This is a genomic window from Nonomuraea mesophila (assembly GCF_004352805.1).
Taxonomy (GTDB): Bacteria; Actinomycetota; Actinomycetes; order Streptosporangiales; family Streptosporangiaceae; genus Nonomuraea; species Nonomuraea longispora.
The window spans coordinates 58,417-80,553 of record NZ_SMLD01000016.1; the positions used below are offsets into that span (position 1 = coordinate 58,417).

The 22,137-nt window shown below is 72.6% G+C and carries 18 protein-coding genes; 10 read left to right on the forward strand and 8 right to left on the reverse strand.

What is annotated here, in order from left to right:
• Positions 1-58 precede the first annotated feature (58 nt).
• From E1295_RS09165 to E1295_RS09190, 6 genes are all read left to right on the forward strand, one after another.
• Entirely contained in the window at positions 59-1,048 is a 990-nt protein-coding gene (locus E1295_RS09165; protein ID WP_132629554.1) for a hypothetical protein, read from the forward strand.
• A 54-nt stretch (positions 1,049-1,102) separates the two neighbouring features.
• Complete coding sequence (locus E1295_RS09170; RefSeq protein ID WP_132629556.1) at positions 1,103-2,047, forward strand: cucumopine synthase-related protein; 945 nt, start codon at positions 1,103-1,105, stop codon at positions 2,045-2,047.
• Positions 2,044-3,138: an NAD(P)/FAD-dependent oxidoreductase gene (locus tag E1295_RS09175; protein ID WP_166427152.1), complete on the forward strand. Its 1,095-nt coding sequence runs from the start codon at positions 2,044-2,046 to the stop codon at positions 3,136-3,138. Before E1295_RS09170 ends, E1295_RS09175 begins: the two co-directional genes overlap by 4 nt.
• Before the next feature lie 3 nt (positions 3,139-3,141).
• The gene (locus E1295_RS09180; protein ID WP_132629560.1) at positions 3,142-4,362 is read left to right on the forward strand and encodes a cytochrome P450 family protein; all 1,221 of its coding nucleotides are present in this window, start codon (positions 3,142-3,144) and stop codon (positions 4,360-4,362) included.
• 147 nt (positions 4,363-4,509) lie between these two features.
• Entirely contained in the window at positions 4,510-5,700 is a 1,191-nt protein-coding gene (manA, locus tag E1295_RS09185; RefSeq protein ID WP_246079936.1) for a mannose-6-phosphate isomerase, class I, read from the forward strand.
• Between the two features lie 59 nt (positions 5,701-5,759).
• Positions 5,760-8,048, forward strand: a complete 2,289-nt coding sequence (locus E1295_RS09190) for an ATP-binding protein (protein ID WP_132629562.1) — start codon at positions 5,760-5,762, stop codon at positions 8,046-8,048.
• Positions 8,049-8,141: 93 nt separating this feature from the next.
• On the opposite strand, the gene E1295_RS09195 is transcribed toward E1295_RS09190, so the two are convergent.
• Positions 8,142-9,719, reverse strand: a complete 1,578-nt coding sequence (locus tag E1295_RS09195) for an FAD-dependent oxidoreductase (protein ID WP_132629564.1) — start codon at positions 9,717-9,719, stop codon at positions 8,142-8,144.
• A 90-nt stretch (positions 9,720-9,809) separates the two neighbouring features.
• On the opposite strand from E1295_RS09195, the gene E1295_RS09200 reads away from it, so the two are divergent.
• Positions 9,810-10,391 carry a helix-turn-helix domain-containing protein gene (locus tag E1295_RS09200; protein ID WP_132629566.1) on the forward strand — a complete coding sequence of 194 codons (582 nt, stop codon included), beginning with the start codon at positions 9,810-9,812 and terminating at the stop codon, positions 10,389-10,391.
• 34 nt (positions 10,392-10,425) lie between these two features.
• On the opposite strand, the gene E1295_RS09205 is transcribed toward E1295_RS09200, so the two are convergent.
• A complete protein-coding gene (locus tag E1295_RS09205) occupies positions 10,426-11,913 on the reverse strand; it encodes a DUF11 domain-containing protein (protein WP_132629568.1) in 1,488 nt (495 codons plus the stop codon).
• Between the two features lie 175 nt (positions 11,914-12,088).
• The gene (locus E1295_RS09210; protein ID WP_132629570.1) at positions 12,089-12,670 is read right to left on the reverse strand and encodes an Rv1733c family protein; all 582 of its coding nucleotides are present in this window, start codon (positions 12,668-12,670) and stop codon (positions 12,089-12,091) included.
• Positions 12,671-12,923: 253 nt separating this feature from the next.
• Here E1295_RS09210 and E1295_RS09215 point away from each other — a divergent pair, with 253 nt between their 5' ends.
• From E1295_RS09215 to E1295_RS09225, 3 genes are all read left to right on the forward strand, one after another.
• Positions 12,924-13,196: a TIGR04222 domain-containing membrane protein gene (locus E1295_RS09215; protein WP_132629572.1), complete on the forward strand. Its 273-nt coding sequence runs from the start codon at positions 12,924-12,926 to the stop codon at positions 13,194-13,196.
• Positions 13,193-13,453, forward strand: coding sequence for a hypothetical protein (locus E1295_RS09220; RefSeq protein WP_132629574.1), 261 nt, complete (start codon positions 13,193-13,195; stop codon positions 13,451-13,453). The genes E1295_RS09215 and E1295_RS09220 overlap by 4 nt, the downstream gene beginning before the upstream one ends.
• Positions 13,454-13,534: 81 nt before the next feature.
• Entirely contained in the window at positions 13,535-14,452 is a 918-nt protein-coding gene (locus E1295_RS09225) for an LLM class F420-dependent oxidoreductase (RefSeq protein ID WP_132629576.1), read from the forward strand.
• A 61-nt stretch (positions 14,453-14,513) separates the two neighbouring features.
• Here E1295_RS09225 and E1295_RS09230 read toward each other — a convergent pair whose 3' ends face one another.
• The 5 genes from E1295_RS09230 to E1295_RS09250 form a co-directional block, all read right to left on the reverse strand.
• Positions 14,514-15,383: an LLM class F420-dependent oxidoreductase gene (locus E1295_RS09230; RefSeq protein WP_132629578.1), complete on the reverse strand. Its 870-nt coding sequence runs from the start codon at positions 15,381-15,383 to the stop codon at positions 14,514-14,516.
• Positions 15,384-15,455: 72 nt separating this feature from the next.
• The gene (locus E1295_RS09235) at positions 15,456-19,136 is read right to left on the reverse strand and encodes a S8 family serine peptidase (protein WP_166427153.1); all 3,681 of its coding nucleotides are present in this window, start codon (positions 19,134-19,136) and stop codon (positions 15,456-15,458) included.
• A 296-nt stretch (positions 19,137-19,432) separates the two neighbouring features.
• Positions 19,433-20,320: an ABC transporter permease gene (locus tag E1295_RS09240; RefSeq protein WP_132629582.1), complete on the reverse strand. Its 888-nt coding sequence runs from the start codon at positions 20,318-20,320 to the stop codon at positions 19,433-19,435.
• 82 nt (positions 20,321-20,402) lie between these two features.
• Positions 20,403-20,990 (reverse strand): TetR family transcriptional regulator, encoded by a 588-nt coding sequence (locus tag E1295_RS09245; RefSeq protein WP_132629584.1) that lies wholly within the window; start codon positions 20,988-20,990, stop codon positions 20,403-20,405.
• 103 nt (positions 20,991-21,093) lie between these two features.
• Positions 21,094-21,930, reverse strand: a complete 837-nt coding sequence (locus tag E1295_RS09250) for a hypothetical protein (protein WP_132629586.1) — start codon at positions 21,928-21,930, stop codon at positions 21,094-21,096.
• Between the last annotated feature and the right edge of the window lie 207 nt (positions 21,931-22,137).

Here is a 22,137-nt window from a genome sequence, read left to right on the forward strand (position 1 = left end):
GCCCGGCCGCCCGAAATCGCCTCGCGGGTGGGGCGGGGCGTTCGTTACATTTGCGTACGTGCCGGAATCTCCCGAAGTGACGTGCGACGAGTCCGGCGCGGAGGGCGAGAAGCTCGTCGGCGGCAACACCAACGTGTTCGCCCACGCCGCCATCCTGATGAGCCGGCGGGCAGCCGAAGAGTGCATCGGCGAGCTGCGCGCGAGGGCGCCCACCCCGGCCGGCCAGTACGCGGCCTGCCACGTCCTGCGCGGCAAGCACCGGGCCACGCTCACCTGGCTGCTCGGCCCGTCGGGGCCGCTGCTCGGCCGCGCCCACGTGTTCCTGGCCGACAAACCCTTCCTCGCCGTACGCAAGATCGTCGCGCTGATCGACGACGGCCACGTGCCGGGCATCGGCCTCGACCTGGACCCGCGGACCAGCGCCAGGGCGCTCACCCTCTACCGCGAGGGCCCGCGCGCGTTCGGGCCCGCACGGTGGACGGCCTTCCTCGACTCCTTCAACTACCTGCTGCGCGCCAAGAACGGCCAGGGCGTCACCATGTCCGTCGACGACGCCTTCCTCCTCGTCGACGAGCTGCGGGGACCTGGGCCCGCGGGCGAGGTCATGGAGCTGCTGTGGCAGGCCAGGCCGCAGGTGGCGGCCTTCAGGGAGCGGCTGCTGCGGACCCCGCACGTCTTCCCCGCCCTCGACCCCCTCATCCCGGCCATCGTGCGGGCCGTGCAGTTCTGGGACCGCGGCGAGCCCGTCAGGATCGTGCACGACCGGCAGACCACGCTCACCGACGAACGCATCGCCCGGCTGCGGCAGATCCTGGACGGCCGGCTCGCCGCGCTGCGGCCGGCCGAGTCGTCCCTCGACCTGCGGGTCCAGCTCGCCGACGTCGTCGTGGGCCTGGCCCGCAGGATCGCCGAGGACGAGCTGACAGGGCAGGGCGATCCGGTGCTCACCGCGCTGCTGCGGCCGTACGTCGACGAGCGCTCGATCTGGGGCGACGCCCGGAGCGGGGCGATGCTCGGGCAGCACCCAGATGCGGTCATGTCCGGGTAAATACCCTGACCACGGCCTGTATCGCCACAAAACGCGACGATACAGTGACGTACTGTGAACGAGACCAAGCGTGTGGAAATAACCTGGCCCAGCCTCGGCATCACCGTCGCGGCCCAACTCGACGAGCGCAACCCCGCCCTGGCCCAATGCCTGTGGGACGCGCTCCCCTACCGCAGCCTGCAAGGACACGCCCTGGTGGCGGGATACCACCTCTACCACGTGGCCCCGGTCCACTCGCTGCTGCACGCCCCCGCGGAATACCGCGTGGACCGCCGCACCGTGCCCGACGGCACCCTGTTCTGCTCGCGCCTGCAACACCTGGGCATCAAGTACGGCGAACTCACCGAACCCATGACCGCCACCCCCGTCGGCCAGGTCGCGGAGGAGGACCTCGACGCCCTCATCCAGGCCGGCCACGACGTCTGGAACGCCGTCTACACCACCAAAGAGCCCGTCATCGCCGAAGTACGCCGCGCCGGCCAGGACAGCGGCCACGTCCTGCCCCGCCTGCCCATCGGCGACCCGCAGCTCAACGAACTCGTCAAGGACGTCCACGCCGAGACCGAACGCATCTGGCTCGACCCGCCACGCGAGCTCGTCGCCCTGCACGAGGGCCGCATCCCCTCCGGCGCGGGCAGCTACGAGACGGTCCTGACCACACTCCTGTTCGTCAACGGCGAGACCCGCCCGCTCGGCTACAGCTGCTACGGCGGCCTCGTCCGCGCCGCCCTCGACGGCATGCCCATGCCGTGGCTGCGCCAGATGACCCGCCAGCTCGCCGCCACCCCCGCCGAGTTCCTCGGCTACTGCGGCCTCGACACCCTCTGGGACTTCACCCAGCGCCTCCTGTCGGGACTCGAACGCCTCGACAGCCACGAGGACTTCATCTCCGTCATGGCCCACATGGCCCTCTACTGCAACTGCCTGGGCGGCTGGAACCTGCACCTGTTCCCCTGGCAGGCCGGCGAGAGCCTGCGCGCCGTACGGGAGCCGGCGTGAGCGGCGGCTCCCGGGTGGTGGTGGTCGGCGGCGGAGTCATCGGCCTGTCGATCGCCTACCACCTGGCCGAAGCCGGCGTGGACGTCACCCTCCTCGAACGCGGCACCCTCGGCTCCGGCGCCTCCCGCGCCACCGCCGACGTCGTCCGCTCCTACTTCGCCGGCAACCCCGTCAGCTCCGCGCTGGCCGTACGGAGCCTGCGGGCCTACCACGCCTTCCCTGACCGGCCAGGCATCGACCTGCCCCTGCGGCAGGTCGGCTACCTGATCCTGTTCACCGAACCCGAGCAGCTGTCCACCTTCCAGGCCGACCTGCCCGCCCAGCACGCCGCCGGCGTCGACGTCCGCCTCATCACCGCCGAGGAGGCGCGCGAGCTCAACCCGCTCGTCGGCGACGACACACCGCTGCTGGCCGCCGCGTACTCGCCGCAGGCCTACATCTCCGACACCACGGCCATCGTCACCGCCTACGCACAGGCCGCCGAGAAGGCCGGCGCCGTCCTGCGCACCGGCTGCCCGGTCACCGGCATCGACGCGCAAGCCGGCCGCGTCCGCACGGCCAGCGGCGAGATCGGCGCCGACGCGATCATCTGCGCCGCCGGCGCCTGGTCCGCCTCGCTCGTCCGCTGCGCGGGCGTCGACCTGCCGCTCACCGAACCCATCGAGCAGGAACTGCTCACCACCGACCCGCTGCCACCCGGCACACCCGACGTCCCGGTCACCCTGCACGCCGCCACCGGCCTGCTCATCCGGGTCCGCGACCACCGCATGCTGATCGGCATGGGCTACCCGGGACCCGACCGGGAGGCCTGGCGGCGCGACGTCGCCCGGCGGGTCTCCGAGGTCTACCCGAGCCTCGCCGAGCTCACGCTGCACACCGCCGTCACCGGCCTGCGCGACGCGAGCCCCGACCGCACCGCCTTCATCGGCCACCAGCCGGGCCCGCCCGCGTTCCTGTACGCCACCGGCTTCTCCGGCCACGGACTGTGCAACGCGCCCGCCGCCGGCGAGCTGGTCCGCGACCTCTACCTCGACCAGGACCCCGGCTTCGACGTGACCGCGCTCGCGGTCAGCCCACGACGAACGGGATGACCCATGACCGACCACAGCCGCTTCATCCTCGACCCGGCCACCAGCGACCTGCACGGCGACGACGACAGGCTGCGCGCCGCGGGACCGCTCGTCCCGGTGACCGCCGAAGGCGTGCACACCTGGGCCGCCACCCGCTACTCCACGCTGCTGGCCGTACTGACCCACCCGGACCTGTCCAGGGAACTGCGCTACTGGAAGGACCGCGACAGCGCCCCGCCGGGCACCGCCATCACCCGCATCGTCACCGACACCTCGCTGCTCAACGCGGAAGGCGACGAACACCGCCGGCTACGCGCCCCGCTCACGCCCGCCTTCACCCCCCGCCGGCTCAAAGGGCTGCGCCCGAGGATCGAGGAGCTCACCGCCGCCCTCATCGACCGGCTCGCCGCCATGCCGCCCGACCAGCCGGTCGACATGCGCAAAGAGTACGCCTACCCGCTGCCCCGCGACGTCATCTCCGACATGATCGGCATCCCGGTCGCCCACCAGGACAGACTCCACGAGCTGACCGACGCCGTCGCCCAGGTCGGCGGCAGCCTCGACGACACACCCGACGTGCGCCAGGCCCTGCACGTGCTGCTCGGCCGGATCATCGACGAGCGCCGCGACAGCCCCGGCGAGGACCTCATCACCGACCTCATCACGCTGCGCGAGCAGGACGGCGGCAGGCTCACCAACGAGGAGCTGTTCGCCACCATCGAGCTGCTGTTCATCGCCGGCCACGTCACCACGGTCAACCTCATCACCAACGCCATCGGCGCCCTGCTCCACGTGCCCGACCAGGTCGAGCTGCTGCGCGCGGGCAAATGCCCCTACAGCGCGGCCGTCGAGGAGACCCTGCGCTGGGACTCGCCGATCGCCTACTTCCCCATGCGCTACGCCCGGCGCGACGTCGAGATCGACGGCGTACGGGTGCGCGCGGGGGAACCCGTCCTGGCCTGCTTCGCCTCCGCGGGACGCGACCCCGGCCAGTACGGCGAGGACGCGCACCTGTTCGACCTCACCGACCCGCCGGCCGGCCACCTGTCCTTCGGGCACGGCCCGCACTTCTGCCTCGGCGCGCCACTGGCCCGCCTCGAGGCCGAGGTGGCGCTGTCGGCGCTGTTCGACGCGTTCCCGGAGATCGCGCCCGCCGTATCGGCGGAAGAACTGCGCCCGCTGGACACCCTGCTCGGCAACAGCACCCGCACCATGCCCGTGCTGCTCGGGCCGCGCGCACAGTGATCCCAGCAGCAGCGACCCGAGCAACAGTGACCCGCCGCGGGCCCGCCTGAACAGGCGGGCCCGCCGCCACGACGCGGAACGGCACCCGGGTACCCACCGCCGCCGGTCGCGTTCTAATCTCCATGGACGACGATTGGAGCCGACGCCGTGCCACACCCCGACCTGCCACCGACCGACGCGCCCATGCGCCTGGTCACCACCATCCGCCCCTACGACTGGGGTTCGGTCACCGCCCTGCCCGAGCTGTTCGGGACGGAACCCACCGGCCGGCCGCAGGCCGAACTCTGGATGGGCGCCCACCCCGGCGCCCCCTCGACCGTCGCCGGCATCCCGCTCAACGACCTCATCGCCCGCGACCCCGCCGCCACCCTCGGCGAACGGTCCACCGCCCGGTTCGGGCCCGCACTCCCCTACCTGCTGAAGGTCCTCGCCATCGAGCGGCCGCTCTCCCTCCAGGTCCACCCCACCACCGCGCAGGCCGAGGCCGGGTTCGCCGACGAGAACGCCCGCGGCATCCCCCTCGACGACCCTGCCCGCACCTACAAGGACACCTCGCACAAACCCGAGATGGTCTGCGCCATCACCCCCTTCCACGGCCTGTGCGGGTTCCGCGACCCCGCCGCCACCGCCGGCCTCCTCGACCGCCTCCACCTGCCGGACCTGCGGTCCTGGACCACCGCCCTCCGCTCCGCCGAGCCGCGCACCGCCCTGCGCACCGTGTTCGCGCAGATGCTCGACGACGCCTCCCGGCCGCTGCGCGACCAGGTCGAACAGGCCCTCCTCAGTACGGACGACGACGAACTTGCCCCCTACGCCGGCATCGCCCGCGCCTGCCCCGGCGACCCGGGCATCGTCGCCGCCCTCCTCCTCAACCACATCGACCTGCTGCCCGGCCAGGCGCTCTACCTCGGCGCAGGGGTGCCCCACGCCTATCTGGGCGGCATCGGGGTGGAGATCATGGCCAACTCCGACAACGTGCTGCGCTGCGGCCTCACCACCAAGCACGTCGACGTCCCCGAGCTCATGCGCGTCGTCGAGTTCACGCCGGCCGCCCCGCACGTCGTCCACCCCGGGGACGACACCGCGGGCGAGCACCACTACCGGCCGCCCGCCCTCGAGTTCGCGCTCAGTCGCTACGACCTGACCGGCGAAGCCGCCCACACCCTGCCCGGCGGCGTGCCGCAGATCGTGCTCTGCCTCGACGGCGAGACCCGCCTCGGCGACGACCTCGTCCTGCGGCCGGGGCAGTCGGCATTCGTGCCGGCCGCGGCCGCGCCGGTGCGGGTTTCCGGCAAGGGGATGGCCTATCGCGCCGAGCCCGGCGCCTTTACATTGTAGATTCATATCGGAGGCATGGGCGGCCGAGCCCGGCTTGACCTGGCACGTTATCGTGAACCATGGTGCCGAAACGGACCGACGGCAACCTGCCGCTCGAACTGTCGAGCTTTGTCGGCCGCCGTCACGAACTCGCCGAGGCGCGGCGGCTCATGACCCAGACCCGCATGCTGACGCTGACCGGCGCCGGCGGCGTCGGCAAGACCAGGCTCGCACTGCGCCTCGCCGCCGACACACGCCGGGCGTTCCGTGACGGCGTGTGGCTGGTCGACCTCGCCCCCCTCCACGACGCCGAGTATCTCGCGCCCACCGTCGTCGACGCCCTCGGGTTCCGCGACGAATCGCCGCGCCGGCCCGACTCCGGCCTGGTCGAACTGCTGGAGTCCCGACAGCTCCTGCTCGTGCTGGACAACTGCGAGCACATGCCGCTGGCGGTGGCCGTACTGGCCGGCAAGCTGCTGGGCGCGGCCCCTGAGCTGCGGGTCCTCGCGACCAGCCGGGAGACCCTCGGCGTGGAGGGCGAGTGTGTGTTCACCGTGCCACCGCTCACTCTCCCCCTGCCCGGGCAGTCAGCGGACCTCAGCGAGGCGGTGACCATGTTCGCCGAACGGGCCGCGGCCGTACAACCGGGTTTCACCCTCGGGGACGACGGCGAGCGGGTCGCCGAGCTGTGCCGGCGGCTGGACGGCCTCCCGTTGGCCATCGAGCTCGCCGCGGCGCGGCTGAGAGTGCTGCCCGTGGCCCAGATCCTCGACCGGATGGACGACCGGTTCCGGCTCCTCACCGACCGCCGGCAGACCGCCGTGCCCAGGCACCGGACGCTGCGCACAGCGATCGACTGGAGCTACGACCTCTGCGAGCCCGCCGAACGCGTTCTGTGGGCCCGGTTGTCGGTGTTTCCCGGCGAGTTCGGCCTGGAATCCGCCGAGCAGGTCTGCTCCAGCGACGAGATCGCCGCGGACGAGGTGTTCGACCTGCTGGGCGGGCTGCTGGACAAGTCGGTCCTGACGCGGACAGAGCGGGCCGGACGCGCGCGCTACCGTATGCTCGGCAACATCCGGGAGTACGGTCAGGACATCCTGGCCGGCTCCGGCGAGCAGCCCGCGCTGCGCAGGCGGCACCGCGACCACTATCTGAGCCTGGCGCGACGGGCGCGGCAGGAGTGGTTCGGGCCCGACCAGGCGGAGTGGGTCGCCCGGCTCCAGTGCGACCAGGACGGGATCAGGGCCGCCCTGGAGTTCAGTCTCGGCGAGCCCGGCGAAGCGCCCGCCGCGCTGGAGATCATCAGCTCGCTGTGGAACTACTGGCTCTTCACCACCGGCTCGTTCGGTGAGGGCCGCCGCAGGCTCGCCCAGGCCCTGGAACTGGCTCCCGAGGCCACCCCGATCCGCGCCGACGCGCTGTGGGTGGCCGCCTGGTTCGCCCTCAGGCAGGGCGATGTGGACGCGGCCAAGCCCCTGCTCAGCGAGGGCCGCGACCTCGCGCAGCGGCTGGACCTCCCGGCCGCGCTCGCGAGCGTCACCCATTTCTCCGGGCTGGCCGCCCATCTGGGAGGCGAGCACCAGGAGGCGCTGGCGCTCCTGTCGGAGGCGCGCGAGCGCTACCTCGCCACCGGCGACCAGGCCGGGATGTGGATGACCCTGTTCCACCTGGTCATCGTCTGCTCGGCGTCGGGCGACAGTGATCAGGCCGCTGCTCACGCGGCGGAGTGCCTGGCGATGTGCGAGGGCCGCAGCGCCTACCTGTCCAGGTCCAACGCCCTGTGGGTGGCCGGCCTGGCGCACTGGTTCCAGGGAGCGCAGGACCAGGCGGCGGCGCTGGTCAAGAAGGGGCTCGACGTCATGCGCCGCCACGACGACCGGTGGGGCGTCGCCGAGAGCCTGGAGGTGCTGGCCTGGATCGAGGCGGCGCACGGCCGGGAGGAGCGGGCGGCCACCTTGTTCGGCGCCGCCTCCGTGGCCTGGCGGTCGATCGGCACGGCGACGCCCGGGCTGCGGCCCTTCACCGACTTCCACAACCTCTGCGAGACGCGGGTGCGCGGCGCCCTGGGCGTGGACGCGTACGTGAGCGCCTTCCACCGGGGCGCCGGCCTGTCCCTCGACGAAGCCGTCGACCACGCGCTCGACGTCGACCGGAGCCCGCCGGCGCAACGCCGGCGGCCCTCCGTCCTGACTCCACGCGAGCAGGAGGTCGCAGAACTCGTCGCACAAGGGCTGAGCAACAAGGAGATCGCCGCCCGGCTGGTCATCGCGCAGCGGACCGCCGAAGGGCACGTCGAGCACATCATGACCAAGCTGTCTCTGTCCTCCCGGGTGCAGATCGCGACGTGGTTCACCACCCACGGCCGTTAGGCGGCACGCCGGCCCCGTGAGCCGATCACCTCCGGGCGGGTCAGGGTCACCTCCACCCCTGCGGGACCGGCCTCCTCGCCGTGCGCCGGCCGGTCAGCGAAGGCGGCGGACCTTCAGCACGTTGTCGGTGCGGGTGCCCGGCCGGCCCTCGTGGTCGTGCTGGCTGCGCTCGTACTCCTCGCTGCGCAGCACCTCCCACTCCCCCTCGGGCAGTTCGAGCGCGTCGAGCACCTCCTGCGTGGTCGGGAAGTGCACGCCGGGCATCGGATCGTGCTCCCAGCTCGGCCAGCCGCCGTGCCCGAGGACGATCAGCACCCCGCCGGGCGCGACGGCCGCCGCGGCGGAGCGCAGGATCTTCTCGCGCGGCAGCTCGCTCTTCGAGTGCAGGAACGAGGCCGAGACCAGGTCGTAGCGCCCGTCGGGGAACGTCCGGCCCAGGTCGTGGCGTTGCCAGTCGATGCGGTCGGCCACCTCCGCGGCCTTGGCGTGCTCGGCCGCCCGGTCGAGCGCGACGCCGGAGATGTCGGTGGCCGTCACCTGCCAGCCCCGTTCGGCGAGCCAGATCGCGTCGGCGCCCTCGCCGCACCCGAGGTCGAGCGCACGGCCCGGCTCCAGGTCGGCGGCCTCGCGCACGAGCATGACGTTCGGCTTGCCGCTCCAGATCTGCGGGCGCTCACGGTAGAAACCGTCCCAGTACTCCTCCGGGGGCAGCTGGCCGGCCGCGTGCGCCCGCTGTACGGCGACGGCCCGGCGGGTCTCCCCTGCGATCAGGTCGGCGTTGATGGCCGCGCCCGCCCTGACACCCGCCGCCGCCGAGCCGATGACCTGCTCGACCAGGTTGGTCACGTTCCCCGCCACCCAGACGCCGGGCACGCTCGTCGCGCCCGTCGGGTCGGCGGGGACGTGGGTGCCGATCACGTGCCCGAGGGATTCCTGCTCGGCCGTCTCCACCCCCAGCCCGGCGAGCACGGCCGAGCGGGCCATGAGCCGGGTGGAGACGGTCAGGGCCCGCCGCGGCACGACCAGGTCGCCGACGCGCACGCCGCTGAGCCGGCCCTCGGTCAGCTCCAGCCCGGTGATCCGCCCTTCCACGACCGTGATGTTTCTGGCGACGAGCTGCTCGACCTCCTCCTCGCCGAACTCGGGCGCGGTGTGGCGGAAGAGCGTCACGTCCTCGCTCCACTGCCGCCACAGCAGCGCCTGGTGCACGGCGAGCGGGCCGGTGGCGATGACGCCGATCGCCTGGTCGCGCACCTCCCAGCCGTGGCAGTACGGGCAGTGCAGCACGTCGCGGCCCCACAGCCCGGCCAGCCCTGGGATGTCGGGCAGCTCGTCGACCAGGCCGGTGGTCACCAGCAGCCGGGCGGCCTCGACCTGTGACCCGTCGGCGAGCCCGAGCCGGAAACCCTTGCCGATGCGCTCGGCGGTCTCGACGGTGCCGGTGACGATCTCGCCGCCGTACCCGGCCACCTCCTCGCGGCCGGCCGCGAGCAGCTCGTGCGGCGGCACGCCCTCGCGCCCCAGGTAGACGTGCACGCCGTCGGCGGGCGCGTTGCGCGGCCGGCCCTCGTCGATCACCAGGACCCTGCGGCGCGCCCTCGTCAGCGTGAGCGCCCCGCTCAGCCCGGCAGCGCCGCCTCCGATGACCACCACGTCATATCTCGTGTCCATTGCCGCTCCTCTTGTCCGTGTGGTGCGGCCACTGTCCGCGACACGACGCCAACTTGACAAATTTCATTGCCGAAGTGGCAAAGTGGGGCCATGGAACTCGATGAAGTGCTGCAGGCGGTGGGGCCGCGGCTGCGGGCGCTGCGGCAGGAGCGCGGCGTGACGCTGGCGCAGTTGTCGACGAGCACGGGCATCTCCGTCAGCACGCTCTCGCGCCTGGAGGCCGGGCAGCGCAAGCCGACGCTGGAGCTGCTGCTCCTACTGGCCAGGGCCCATCAGGTGCAGCTCGACGAGTTGATCGACGCGCCCGTCACCGGCGACCCCCGGGTGCACATGCGGCCGGTCAAGCTCAAAGGGGGCAGGACGTACATCCCGCTGACCCGCCGGCCGGGCGGGTTGCAGGCGTTCAAGCAGATCTACCCGCCGCACTGGCCGGGCTGCGAGCTGGAGCAGCAGGTCCATGAGGGTTACGAGTGGCTGTACGTCCTGTCGGGGCGGCTGCGGCTGCTGCTCGGGCGGCACGACGTGATCCTCACCCCGGGCGAGGCGGCCGAGTTCGACACGCGGACGCCGCACGCCTTCGCCAACCCCACCGACGAGCCTGCCGAGGTGCTGGCCCTGTTCGGCCCCCAGGGCGAGCGCATGCACGTCAGGGCAAAGCCCGCCCCCGCGTGAGGGCGGGCAGGGTCGTCGCCGGCCGGGGGTTGGCTCAGCGCAGGACGCGGATCCTGAAGGACGCCGTGGTGGCGCGCGGCTCGGGGTTGAGGTGGGTACGCTCGACGGCCACGCGGAAACGGTGGCTGCCCGGGGCGGCGTCGCCGGCCGCGATCCGCAGGTTGAGCTCGACCGTCTGGCCCGGGTAGATGGCGTCGATCATGCAGGTCACCTCACCGCGCGAGCCTTCGCAGTCCGACTCCGGGTCGGGCACCAGGCGGAACCCGCGCGGCAGCCAGACGGTGACGGGCACGCCCGCCGCGCCGCTCAGCCCGCGCATGGCGACCGTCAGGGTGGCCGTGGTGCTCTCCCCCTGCTCGATCGTCCCCTCCGCCACGTCCGCGCTGATCGACAGCTGGTCGTAGACGCCGTGAGGGTCGGCCGCCCGCACGACGGCGCCGTAGGAGTCGATGCCCATGGCCGTGGCGGTGGTGCTGCCGTTGTCGCCGTGGTGCGACCGGCCGGTCGAGGTCACGCCGACCAGGCCGCTGCCCGGGGCGCGCACCATCCACGGTCCGCCGTTGTCGCCGTCGGCCGACTGGCAGTTGTGGGTGGTCAGCCCGCCGAACCGCACGTCGTGGCGGCGCGGCTCGTAGGGGCGGGACGGCCGGGTGCGGCCCAGGCACCACAGCTGGTCCTTGCCCTGGTAGCCGTGGTCCTCGTGCACGGCGGGGTAGCCGATCATGTTGACCTTGAAGGCGCCTCCCTGGTTGCGCAGCACGGTGTAGGCGCCCACCCGGTCCTGCAGCGTCTGGTCGGTGTAGACGTTCTCCACCCGCACCAGCGCGAGGTCGTACGGGGAGTTGGCGTCCCCGCCCTCGTGGCCGGTGTAGGCACTCGGCTTCCACGCGCGCACCGCACCCCAGCGGCTGTAGGGCTCCCTCTCCCCGTCTCCGTCGTAGCCGGGCACGAACAGCAGGTGGTGGTGCCAGCCGTGCCCGTGCGGATCGCGGCGGTCCGCCCCTTCGTGATGCTCCTCGGGGGTGCCGTACACGCACTGGGCAGCGGTGGCGATCAGCGACTCGTCGCGCGAGCGCACCACGGAGGCCGTGCAGGACCTGAGCTTGCCGTGGGTGTCGACGAAGAACAGCCGGCCGGTCGCGCGGGTGTGCGGGAGCTTGCCGTAGGGACGCCGGACCTTGGCGTAGCCGTTGCGGTCACCGCCGGGCGTCAGCCGCTGCGACGAGGGGACTCCGGTGACCCGCGCCGCCCCCTCCCCGTGGGGCGGATCCAGCTCGGTCTCCGGCAGGGGCGCGCCGAGCGCGGCCTTCATGCGGGCGGGCGTCCAGAATTCGCTGGACGTGTGGGCGTCCATCCGCGGCGACTCGTCCGCGCCGTGCGGCCACCGCGGGCGTGTGTCCGCGGGTGCCCCCGCCACGGGCGAGGCGGCCCGCCCGGCCCCCGACGCGGCGGCCACCGGCACCGTGAGGCCGGCCAAGGCCAGGGCGGCCGCCGCCGTGATCGGGATGGTCCGTGTTCTCATCTGTCCCCCTGAACAGGTGATGACTGAAAATGATGGGGAAACTGTAAGTCATCGCCACGACACCCTCCGTGCATGCCGCCGGGCCCACGCGACACCTGCGCCGGTTACGGCGGTTGCGCGGTGCCGGGCGTGTCGGCACCCGGTGGAGGTCAGAGACCTCGGCCCCTTGCCGGGCTCATGAGCGGCGGCGGCGCCGGCGTTCGTCGGCCAGCGACCAGGCGTCCTCCCACGCGCGATACCTGACCCGGTCCACCAGCCACCGGAAGGCCGCCAGCGCGATCAGCACGGCGCTCACCGCGCCCAGCATGACGAGCAGCCCCGTCACCACGCCCGTGATGCGGACCTCCAGTGCGCTCGGCGGCGGGAGAGCCGGCCGGCCGGTCTCGTCGACCCAGATGCGCACCGTGGTGCCCGACTTGGCGAGGGCGGGAGCGCGTACCTGGCCGGTGTGCTTCTGCCCTGAGGGCATCGTCCACCGTGCGTCGACCGGACCGCCCCTGGACATCGCGCCGAACGACGTCGGGCTGACGGGCGCGTCCGCCAGCAGCGTCGCGTCCACCTGCAGCCGCCCCCCGGTGCCCGCGCTCTCGGCGCCCTGGTACGCCTGCCGCCCGGCCGCCACCGCCGGCCACGCGCTGAGGAGCACCAGCAGCACGGCCACCAGCAGCGCGAGACTTTCCAGGCGGTCGGATCGGCGGCGCAGCGGATTGCGGTCGAACCGGTATCTCCGCACTTGTCGCATCACCGAGTCGCGCATCACGAACACCCCCTGACGGCTCTCCCCGGGTGGCGCCATCATGTCCGGCAGAGGCTTGGCTCTCTCTTAGGTCCCTGCCCGCCCGAGCCCCGCCATACCAGGATATTTCCAGGTCAAACCCCCTTTAGGGTGCGCCGGCGGCGGCACTTCTGCTCGTTCTGCCAACTCCCGGGGAACCGCCGGGCCGACCGGGAACGTCTTCCAAGCACAGGGGGCCGCCTGTTTCATCATTTCTCTGCACAAGAGGAGACACATGGACGGGGTTTCCTACACGATCGCCCTCTCACTGGTCGCGCTCATCGCGCTCGTCGCCACGCGCGCCCACCTGGCGTTGTCCTCCGCGCGATCGCGGTCGACGTCCGCCGCAGGCCCAGGACTCGACCTCTACGAGGCCGCCTGTCTCGCGGGCGGGCCGCGCCGGGTGATCAACACGGCGCTGGTGTCCCTGGCCGCTCAGGGCGGGGTACGGGTGTCCGGGCGCGGCGGCGTACCGGCCTGCTGGTCCTGCTCACCGCGCTGGCGATGATCGCGGCCGCCGCGGGCGGAGCCCTGCACGGCCCCGACGGCGCGATCGCGATCGCGGCCGTGGCGGCCGTGGTCGCGTACGTCTGCTCCTACGTGCTCCGCCGGCGGCTGGCCGACCCGCTCACCATGGCCGGACGGGTGGCGCTGGAGCGGGCGGACACCGGCATCCTCGCGACGGGCGAGTGGCACAGTTCCGAGGACCTCGGCCCCGGGGCGGGGGCACAGCGTACGGATGGCCGGGAACTCGGCAAGTCATGAATCGGGCCTTGCGCTATGCGGACGATACGCCGCATAGCGTGGTGGCCTGGGTGACAGGTGACGACCAAGGTGGTGACTCCGATGCCGGAGGCGAGCATCGACGTGGCGGCGCTGAAGCGGCGCATGGGGCGGGTAGGCGTCTGGAACTCGACGCTGACCTCGGAGTCGGCCCCGGTCGAACGTGACGCGGCGGCCGAGATCGAGAGCCTGGGCTTCGGGACGTTGTGGTTCGGCGAGACCCCGGCGGGCAAGGAGTCGCTGGTCCATGCCGCGCTGCTGCTCGACGCCACCCAGAGCTTGATGGTCGCCACCGGGATCGCCAGCATCTGGGCCCGCGACGCCACCGCCGCGGCGAACGGCTCGAACGCGCTCGCCGAGGCGTACGGCGGGCGGTTCGTGCTCGGGCTGGGCGTGAGCCACGCACCCGCCGTGGAGATGCGCGGCCACGACTACAGCAGGCCGGTCTCGGCGATGCGCGACTATCTCGACGCCATGGACGCGACCCAGTACAGCGGCCCGCTGCCCGCGCCGCCGCCGCGCGTGCTGGCGGCGCTGCGGCCCCGGATGCTGGAGCTGGCCGCCCAGCGTACGCAGGGGGCGCACCCCTATTTCGTGCCCGTGGAGCACACCGCCCGCGCCCGCGCCGTTCTCGGCCCCGACCCCGTGCTGGCGCCGGAGCAGACGGTCGTGCTCGACACCGATCCGGAGCGGGCGCGGCAGATCGCCCGCCGTTTCATGTCGATCTACCTCGGCCTGCCGAACTACGTGAACAACCTGCTCGACCTGGGTTGGAGCGAGGACGACGTCAAGGACGGCGGCAGCGACGCGCTGGTCGACGCCATCGTCGCGTGGGGCGACCCGGAGACGATCATCGAGAGGGTGCGCGACCACCTCGAGGCGGGCGCCGACCACGTCTGCGTCCAGCCGCTCGCCGCCACCCCCGACGATCTGCTGGAGCACCTGCGCGTCCTGGTCGGCGCCGGCCTGGCCTCGATCTGACGGGCGGGGTCGGCTCGCCCGGTCACCCCGAGTGCGACGGCCCTCGATCTGACGGGCGGGCTCAGCTCCCGCCGAGCCCGAGTGCGACGGCCGCGGTGGCCAGGGCGGCGATGTGCTCGTCGACCGAGCCCAGCCCCGCGTTCATGGTGTTGACCGCCAGGTGCGTGGCTCCGGCCTCCCGCCACCGGGCGGCCAGCGCGCCCACCTCGTCGGCGTCGCCCTTCCAGCTGACCCGGCCCTCCATGCCGAGGCCGGCGGGGTCGCGTCCCGCCTGCGAGGCCGCCTCCTCGACGATGGCCCTCGCCTCGTCCAGCTTCGGGCCGGGGGACATCTGCGGGAACCACCCGTCGGCCAGCCGGCCGGCGCGGCGGTAGGCCGGAGGCGACTGCGCGCCGAACCAGAGCGGGATCGGCCTGCTCACCGGCAGCGGCGCCAGGCCCGCCCCGGTCACCCGGTCGAAGGCGCCCTCGAACGTGACCGACTCCTCCGTCCACAACCGGCGCATCAGCGCGACCTGCTCCTCCATGCGCCTGCCCCGGGTGGTGAAGTCCTGGCCGAGGGCTTCGTACTCGACCTGGTTCCAGCCCAGCCCCACGCCCAGCCGGAAGCGGCCGGCGGTCAGCAGGTCGACCTCGGCCGCCTGCTTGGCCGCCAGGACCGTCTGCCGCTGGGGCAGGATGATGATGCCGGTGACCAGTTCGAGCGTGGTCAGCGCGGCGAGATAGCCGAACAGCACCATCGGCTCATGGAACGTGCTGCGCAGGTCGTAGGGACCCTGCCAGCCCTGATGCACGGCGGGGTCGGCGCCGACCACGTGATCGTAGGCCATCACGTGCCGGAAACCGAGCTCCTCCACCGCCTGCCCGTAGGCGCGCACCGCGCCCACGTCCCCGCCCATCTCGATCTGCGGAAAGACGACACCGATTCGCATGCATGGCTCCTGTTCGACCTCAGAGGGCGCCATCGCGCGGGGGCGGCGCCGGCGGCCGCCCCCGCGGAGCGGTCACTTCAGCGCGTACGCCCGCTTGATGGTCTGCGTGACCGTGGCCCCCGCCTTGTTCGAGGCGGTGACCCGCAGGGAAACGTACCCGCTGGTGGCGCGGAGCGGCGGATGCATCACCAGGGCCTGGTAACGGTCCTTACCGCGTTTCCCGGTGATCGCCGGCAGCCAGGTGGCGCCGTCGTCGACGGAGTACTCGGCCTTGAGCTGCTTGACCGCGTGCTTCTTCGGGATCGACTCGTGCGGGCCCGCCGCGATCTCGAACGTGAACGGCAGCCCGGCCCGTGCCCGGTTCAGCAGGTCGAGCGGGAGGTCGTAGCCGAGCAGGATCGCCGGCTGGACGGCGCACGACGGCCCGTACGAGCAGGTCGTCCCGCCCGGCGTGCCGGACGGCGGCGACGAGTCGAACGACCACGTGGTGCTCACCTCGGGCGACAGGGTGCGCTTGGTGGTGTCGACGCTCTCCAGCCGGTATTTCCGGCTCCCCTCCGGGACGGCGAAGGAGCGGGGCGCACGGCCCTCCACCGGGATCTCCTGGTCACCCGCGAACAACCGTGGCGCGGACTTGACCTCGGCCGTGCTGAGGTTGGTGAAGTGGCGCGGATCGGAGTCGGACCACCGGTCCAGCGGCACGAACCGGTCGCCGTCGCGGCACATCACGCACGGCACGCCTGCCGGTTGACCCTTGGGCTGATCGACGGCGCCCGGAGCCAGGGGCGCCTTGAACCACTGCTCGCTCTGCCGGCGGTCGTGCCGGGTGAAACGGTCGCTGGCGTGCAGCCGCAGGCTCTGGTTGCTGATCTCGCGGGTCCAGGTGACCCGGTCGTCGACCGGGCCGAAGTACTCGGTGCGGGCGAGCGGCATGGTGAGGGGCTGTCCGTACGAGATCTCGCCGGGCGCCTCGCCCGTGGTGGACGTGCCGAACTCGCGGCCGGAGGTGCCGGGCTGGTCGGCGTGGTACTGCGCGTCGATCCGTACGAGGTCGCGCGTGTCCACCTTGTGGGGCTTGGTGGGGATCCGGCCGCGATCGTCGTAACGCAGGCGGTACACCGCTCCCCCGTCGTCCGGTTCCAGGCGGACGGAGACCGGCCGCGCGTCCACGGCGGCGCGCAGCGCTCGGCCCTGGTCGGCGCTGAGCCCCAGCCCGAGGAACTCCTTGGTGGAGTACGGGACCCTGGCCCGGCCGCCGTCGACGTCGAGGTACCCGGCGAACCCGGCGGCGCCGCGCGCGGCGGCGAGCTTCGCGGCCTGGTTCATCGCGCCGGCCGCGGTGCGGTACGGCAGGGGGCCGTCACCGAGCGGTACCCCGGCCAGGACGAGCTTGCCTGCCACGTCGACGCCTTCGAAGTCGGCCTCCCGGCCCTGTCCTGCGGACACGACCCGGAGGGTGCGGTCCTCGGTCAGGGCGGCCTGCGTGGTGGTGACGTCATAGACGGGGTCGAGCCGGAGCCGGCCCGCTGTCGCGGAGACCAGCGCGGCCGGCTCGAGCCGCCACCCATGGGACAGCCGCATCTCGCCGGCCGTCACCTTGCGGACCGGGGTGACGTAGAACTCGGTGCCGGTGCCGCTGGTGTACACGGAAACGGGATTGTTGCGGTCGGTGAACGTGCGGACGTACCAGAGCTTCCCGTCGCCCTCCGTCTTCTCCTTGGTGACCGGTCCGACCGGCACGGTGTCGCGGGCGTCCAGGGTGAGGGTCTTGTCGCCGTCAAGCGTGACGGTCCCGATCACCATGCTCAGGCGGTTGGCGATCACCGCGTCGTTGATCACCGTGACGACCTCGTACTCGCCCGCGGGGAGCGGCACCTGCCGGTTGCCCTGCGCGTCGGTGCGGGCGGTGTAGTAGCCGGCCGGATAGAAAGGATCCTCGGGGCTGACGTCCCGCTTCGTCGGGATGTAGTAGACGACCGGCTCGGTGCCCACGACACCGCTGCCGAACTCCTTGACGCCGTAGGAGTTGATCAGCGAGACGGTCAGCTGGTGGGTGGGCAGGCCGGTGTAGTAGCTGAACGGCGTGACCAGTTCGGCGCCGCCGCCGCTCGCGGTGATCCAGCCGCCGTACGCGCCGGCCTCCCCCTTGGCGGGGTCGATGGTGAGGTCGACGGTGGCCGAGCCGTTCGCGGGCACGGTGACGGTCCCGGCGCCGAGACTTACGGCCCCTTCTGGCGCGGGCTTGCCGCTCCAGCCGCGGGTCGCGGGCGCGACGGTCAGGGTGACGTCCTCGCTCCCGGTGTTGCGGTACGTGACCTGCCGCGTCGCGGGCTCGCCCTTGAGCACGCCGAAGTCGACCGCCCAGGACGCGAACACCCGCTGGCTGACCGCGCGGGCCACGTCGACCCGGCCGCTGCCCTGCTCGTACCAGTTGTGGCCGTCCTCGCGCGCGGCGGTGGAGGTGAGCGCGTCGCGCAGTTCGTCGGCGTCCCAGCCGGGGTTCTGCTGGGCCAGGAGCGCCGCGGCGCCCGCCACGTGCGGGGTGGCCATCGAGGTGCCGGAGCCGGCGATGTACTGCTCGTTGCCCGGGTGCGGCTTCCCGGAGGAGGTGGAGGAGCGTGCGGCCACGATGCCGTCGCCGGGGGCGACGACGTTCGGCTTGACGGCCGCGTCGTACAGCCGCGGTCCCTTGCTGGTGAAGTCGCTCAGCGACGTGCCGGTCTCCTTGTCCACCGAGCCGACGGCGACGGCCTGGTTCGCGGCGGCGGGGGTGTCGACCGTGAGCGTCTCCCCGGCGTTGCCCGCGGCGGCCACGAACAGCGTGCCGTGCTCCTTGGTCAGCTCGTCGAGGGCCTGGCTCATCGGGTCGCTGCCGTCGCCGCAGCAGCCGCCCAGGCTCATGTTGACCACGTCGGCGCCCTGCCGGGCGGCCCACTCCATGCCGGCGATGGCCCACGACCAGTCGCCCCTGCCGTTGTCAGCGAGCACCTTGCCGATCAGCAGGGAGGCGCCGGGCGCGACGCCCTTGTACGTCCCGCCCGACGCGCTGCCCGAGCCCGCGATGATGGAGGCGACGTGGGTGCCGTGGCCCTTCTTGTCGGCCATGTCCGGGGACGTGGTGAAGTTCTCGCTGGCGGTGATCTTGCCCCTGAGGTCCGGGTGCTCGGCGTCGATGCCCGTGTCGAGCACGGCGACCTTGGCGCCGGTGCCGTCGAGGCCCTTCTCCCAGGCGGCGGGCGCGCCGACGAGCGGCACGCTCTTGTCGAGCGACGCGGTGACCTGCCGGTCGAGCCAGATCTTGGCGATGCCGCCCGCCGACCTTTCCAGCGCGGGCCGCTCGCCGAGGAAACCGTTCCAGAACCGTCCCGCGTCGGCCGGCCGCACGGTGAGCGCGGCCCCGTCGATGCTGGCCAGCGGGCGCACGTCCGCTGCCCCGGCCAGGGCCCCCGCGGTCGAGGACAGCGTGGACGCGGCGGGCTCGCCCCGGTAGGTGACCAGCAGGGGGATGCGGTCGGTACGGCCTTCGCGCGCCAGCGTGACGACGTCGAACAGCGTCTCGTCCAGGGTTCCCTCGGAGACCAGCGGCGCGGCGTCGGACGGCAGGACCAGCCAGCCACCGTTCCTGGCCGGCAGGGTCGCGAAGGTGACCTGCGCCCCGTCGGGGCGGGCGGCCTCCTCGATGGAGATCTGGGGGACGCCGTCCTTGACCGGCGTGTACGTGACGACGTCACCGGTGATCAGCGTGATGATCACGGGCGCGGCGGCACCCGTGGCACTGCCGGTACTCGTGGCAGCGCTCGTGACAGTGCTGGTTACAGGGGCCTGGCCGGAGGCGCCGGCGTGCCCGGGGCTCGCCGCAAGGGCCAGGACGAGTGCGGAGCCGGCTAAGAGCGCCGGGAATCTGAGGTGCTGGTGGTGCAAGGGGTTCTCTCTTCAGCTACTGGTGGGAACGCTCCCACATCAGAAGATCTGGTTCGCCTCTCTTGTACCAGCACCGTCAGCGCCTTCCACCGGCGCGGCCCAATTTTCGGTATACCGAATTGCCCGGATCAGCCCCGCCCGTACCGGTCCTCGGCCCGCCAGAAGTACCAGCCTCCGATCATCAGCGCCAGCACCGCCCAGACCGCGCAGGCGGCCGGCACCGTCGGCGGCGGCGTGTGCCCCTCCATGAGGATGTCGCGCATCCACTCGATGTAGGAGGCCGCCGGGTTCAGGTACATCGCGGTCGCCACCCACTCGGGCAGCCCCGCCGTACCCACCACCCTGTCGTTGATCGCGAAGAACACCCCGGACGCGTACAACCACGTGCGCATGATGAACGGCAGCAGCTGGTTGAGGTCGCGCAGCGAGGCGCCCAGCCGGGCCAGGACCAGCCCGGCCCCGACGTTGAAGACGCTCTGCAGCGCCAGCACGACCGGGATCATCAGCCAGTACCACGTCAGCGGCTCGCCGGTGGCGACCACGATGAGCAGCAGCACGCCCATGGAGATGACCAGCTGCTGCAGCTCCTGGATCGTGTACGCCAGCGGCAGCGCGGCACGCGGGAAGTGCAGGGCGCGGATCAGCGACAGGTTGCCGGAGATCGACTTGGCGCCCGCGGTGGCGGTCCGCTGCGTGTACGTGAAGACGAACATTCCGGTCAGCAGGAAGATCGGATAGTTGTCGATGCCCCGGCCCGCGCCCAGGATGAGCCCGAACATCACGTAGTAGATCGCGGCGTTCAGCAGCGGGGTGATGACCTGCCAGAGTTGTCCCAGCGCCGAGCCGGAGTACTTCGAGACGTTCCTGGAGGTGGCGTAGGCGAGGATGAAGTGCCGCCGCTCCCACAGCAGGCGCAGGTAGACGGCGAACGCGGGCCGCGCCACGGCGGGACGCAGGCCGTGCCTCCTCGCGAGCGCCTCCAGCGACTCGGGCGGGCCGTTCTCCGCGTGGCTCATGGCTCCCTCGATGACCGACGTGCGTTCACCATCGATCATCCCCTGACATACGCCGCTCTCATCCTGCGGAGGTCGATGAGGGTCAGGCGTCGTTCCAGGGGCGCAGCGTCTCGTCGAGCGCGTCGCGCACGGCGTCGGCGAGGGAGCCCTCTCCGGTCAGCGCCCACAGGATGAGCACGCCGTTGTAGGTCACCTGCACCGCGCGGGCCAGCCCGGCGACGTCCGTCCCGCCCGTGAGCTCTCCCGCCGCCACCGCCTCGGCCAGCAGCGCGGCGATCTCCTCCCGCGTGCGGCGGGCGTGCTCGGCGGCGTGCCCGCGGAAGTCGGGGTCGGTCAGGTCGAGTTGCAGGAAACCGAGGCTGTTGGCCAGCTCCTGCGGGGTGGCCACGGTCCCCGCCAGGGCGGCCACGGCGGCCCGCAGCGCCTGCAGCGGCGACGTGTGCTCCTGCCGGGCGCGCTCGAACGGCCGCGCCGCGTTCCGCGCCGCCTGCCCGGCGAGCGCGAGCAGCAGGCCGCGCTTGGAGCCGAACCGCTGCACCAGCGTGGCCGGGGACAGTCCGGCCTCCTGGGCGACCACGGCCAGGGTGAGGCTCTGCGGCCCGTGCCGGCCTATCGCGCGCGCGGTGGCCTGCAGGATCGCCTCGTCGCTGGTCGTACGCGGCCTGCCCATGACGCCTCCGCTGGTTTATGAACGGCCATTCAGATTACTCGGTGAGGCCGGGCAGGTGGTGGCGGGCGTGCCGCATGAACCGCCGGACCCGTCACCGGAAGGTCTAGGACGGGACGCTGACGCCGGTCACCGCGAAGCGCTCGACCGTCGCCACGTGACCGCCCGTGGAGGCCACGACGGTGAGCGTCCTGCCGGGCGTGGCCTCGAAGGCGACCCTGGCCGACCAGGGAGCCTTCTCACCGCCCGCGGGCACGCAGCACCGCTCGCCCAGCGGGGCGTCCGTCCCCGGCCGGCGCACGTGGACGGTGATGCTCTCGTCCACGCCCGAGATGCGCCCGCCCACGGTGAGCGGCGAGCTCACGGCCGCGCCGTACGCCGGTCTCGTCAGCGTGAATGAGGTGTCGTCCGTGCCGACGACCTCCCACGGGGCATCCTCACCCGAGCCGTATCTCACCAGGTGCACGACGGCGGCGACCGCCGGCCTGTCGCCCTCCTGGCTGCGGTAGCCGACGTGCACGCGCGCGTGTGCGCCCTCCTGGGAGGTTTCGACTGCCTTGTCGATCTCTTTGAAGCCGAGGTAGTCGCGGGTGAAGGCGAGCGCGGTGCGGGCGGCGTCGAGGTGCCAGGCCTGGTCGTCGTCCTCGCCGTGGGCGCGCCGCCACTCCTCCGCCTCCTCCTGGGTGGAGAACGGCCACAACGGCTGGTAGCGGCCCGCGACGAGGGACTCGCCCGGCGCGGGCGTGCCGGTGACCGGGGTCGAGGCGGACGGGCTGGACGGACTGGGCCCGTCGGTGGGCCCATCGGTGGGCGCAGCGGATGTCGAAGGTGACGCCGAGGGCTGCGTGGTGGCCGTCGTGTCCGTGCCGGCACCGCCTCCGCAGCCGGCGACGGCCAGTCCGAGCGCCGCGAGGAGGGGCGTCAGCACACGGATCACCTTCATGCGGACCTCCTGCGACAGCGCTCACGGTGGCGAACCCAAGGTACCCCGGACGGCTTCTGACCGGGCGAAATCCGCGTCACCACCCTCACGCGAGCCCGTACGAGGGCCTCGTGCGGGGCAGGGACGAAGCCGGACCGCGCGGTCAGGGCCGGCCGGGCGAAGCCGGGGCGCGCGGTCAGGGCTGGCCGGGCCGTACGCGGGTAGCGT

Coding starts and splice junctions, on each gene's coding strand:
- E1295_RS09245 (WP_132629584.1), bottom strand. CDS start 20,990: ATGGGCAGGCCGCGTACGACCAGCGACGAGGCGATCCTGCAGGCCACC.
- E1295_RS09215 (WP_132629572.1), top strand. CDS start 12,924: ATGGACGGGGTTTCCTACACGATCGCCCTCTCACTGGTCGCGCTCATC.
- E1295_RS09230 (WP_132629578.1), bottom strand. CDS start 15,383: ATGCGAATCGGTGTCGTCTTTCCGCAGATCGAGATGGGCGGGGACGTG.
- E1295_RS09210 (WP_132629570.1), bottom strand. CDS start 12,670: ATGCGCGACTCGGTGATGCGACAAGTGCGGAGATACCGGTTCGACCGC.
- E1295_RS09220 (WP_132629574.1), top strand. CDS start 13,193: ATGATCGCGGCCGCCGCGGGCGGAGCCCTGCACGGCCCCGACGGCGCG.
- E1295_RS09190 (WP_132629562.1), top strand. CDS start 5,760: ATGGTGCCGAAACGGACCGACGGCAACCTGCCGCTCGAACTGTCGAGC.
- E1295_RS09195 (WP_132629564.1), bottom strand. CDS start 9,719: ATGGACACGAGATATGACGTGGTGGTCATCGGAGGCGGCGCTGCCGGG.
- E1295_RS09205 (WP_132629568.1), bottom strand. CDS start 11,913: ATGAGAACACGGACCATCCCGATCACGGCGGCGGCCGCCCTGGCCTTG.
- E1295_RS09240 (WP_132629582.1), bottom strand. CDS start 20,320: ATGAGCCACGCGGAGAACGGCCCGCCCGAGTCGCTGGAGGCGCTCGCG.
- E1295_RS09180 (WP_132629560.1), top strand. CDS start 3,142: ATGACCGACCACAGCCGCTTCATCCTCGACCCGGCCACCAGCGACCTG.
- E1295_RS09200 (WP_132629566.1), top strand. CDS start 9,810: ATGGAACTCGATGAAGTGCTGCAGGCGGTGGGGCCGCGGCTGCGGGCG.
- E1295_RS09250 (WP_132629586.1), bottom strand. CDS start 21,930: ATGAAGGTGATCCGTGTGCTGACGCCCCTCCTCGCGGCGCTCGGACTG.
- E1295_RS09225 (WP_132629576.1), top strand. CDS start 13,535: ATGCCGGAGGCGAGCATCGACGTGGCGGCGCTGAAGCGGCGCATGGGG.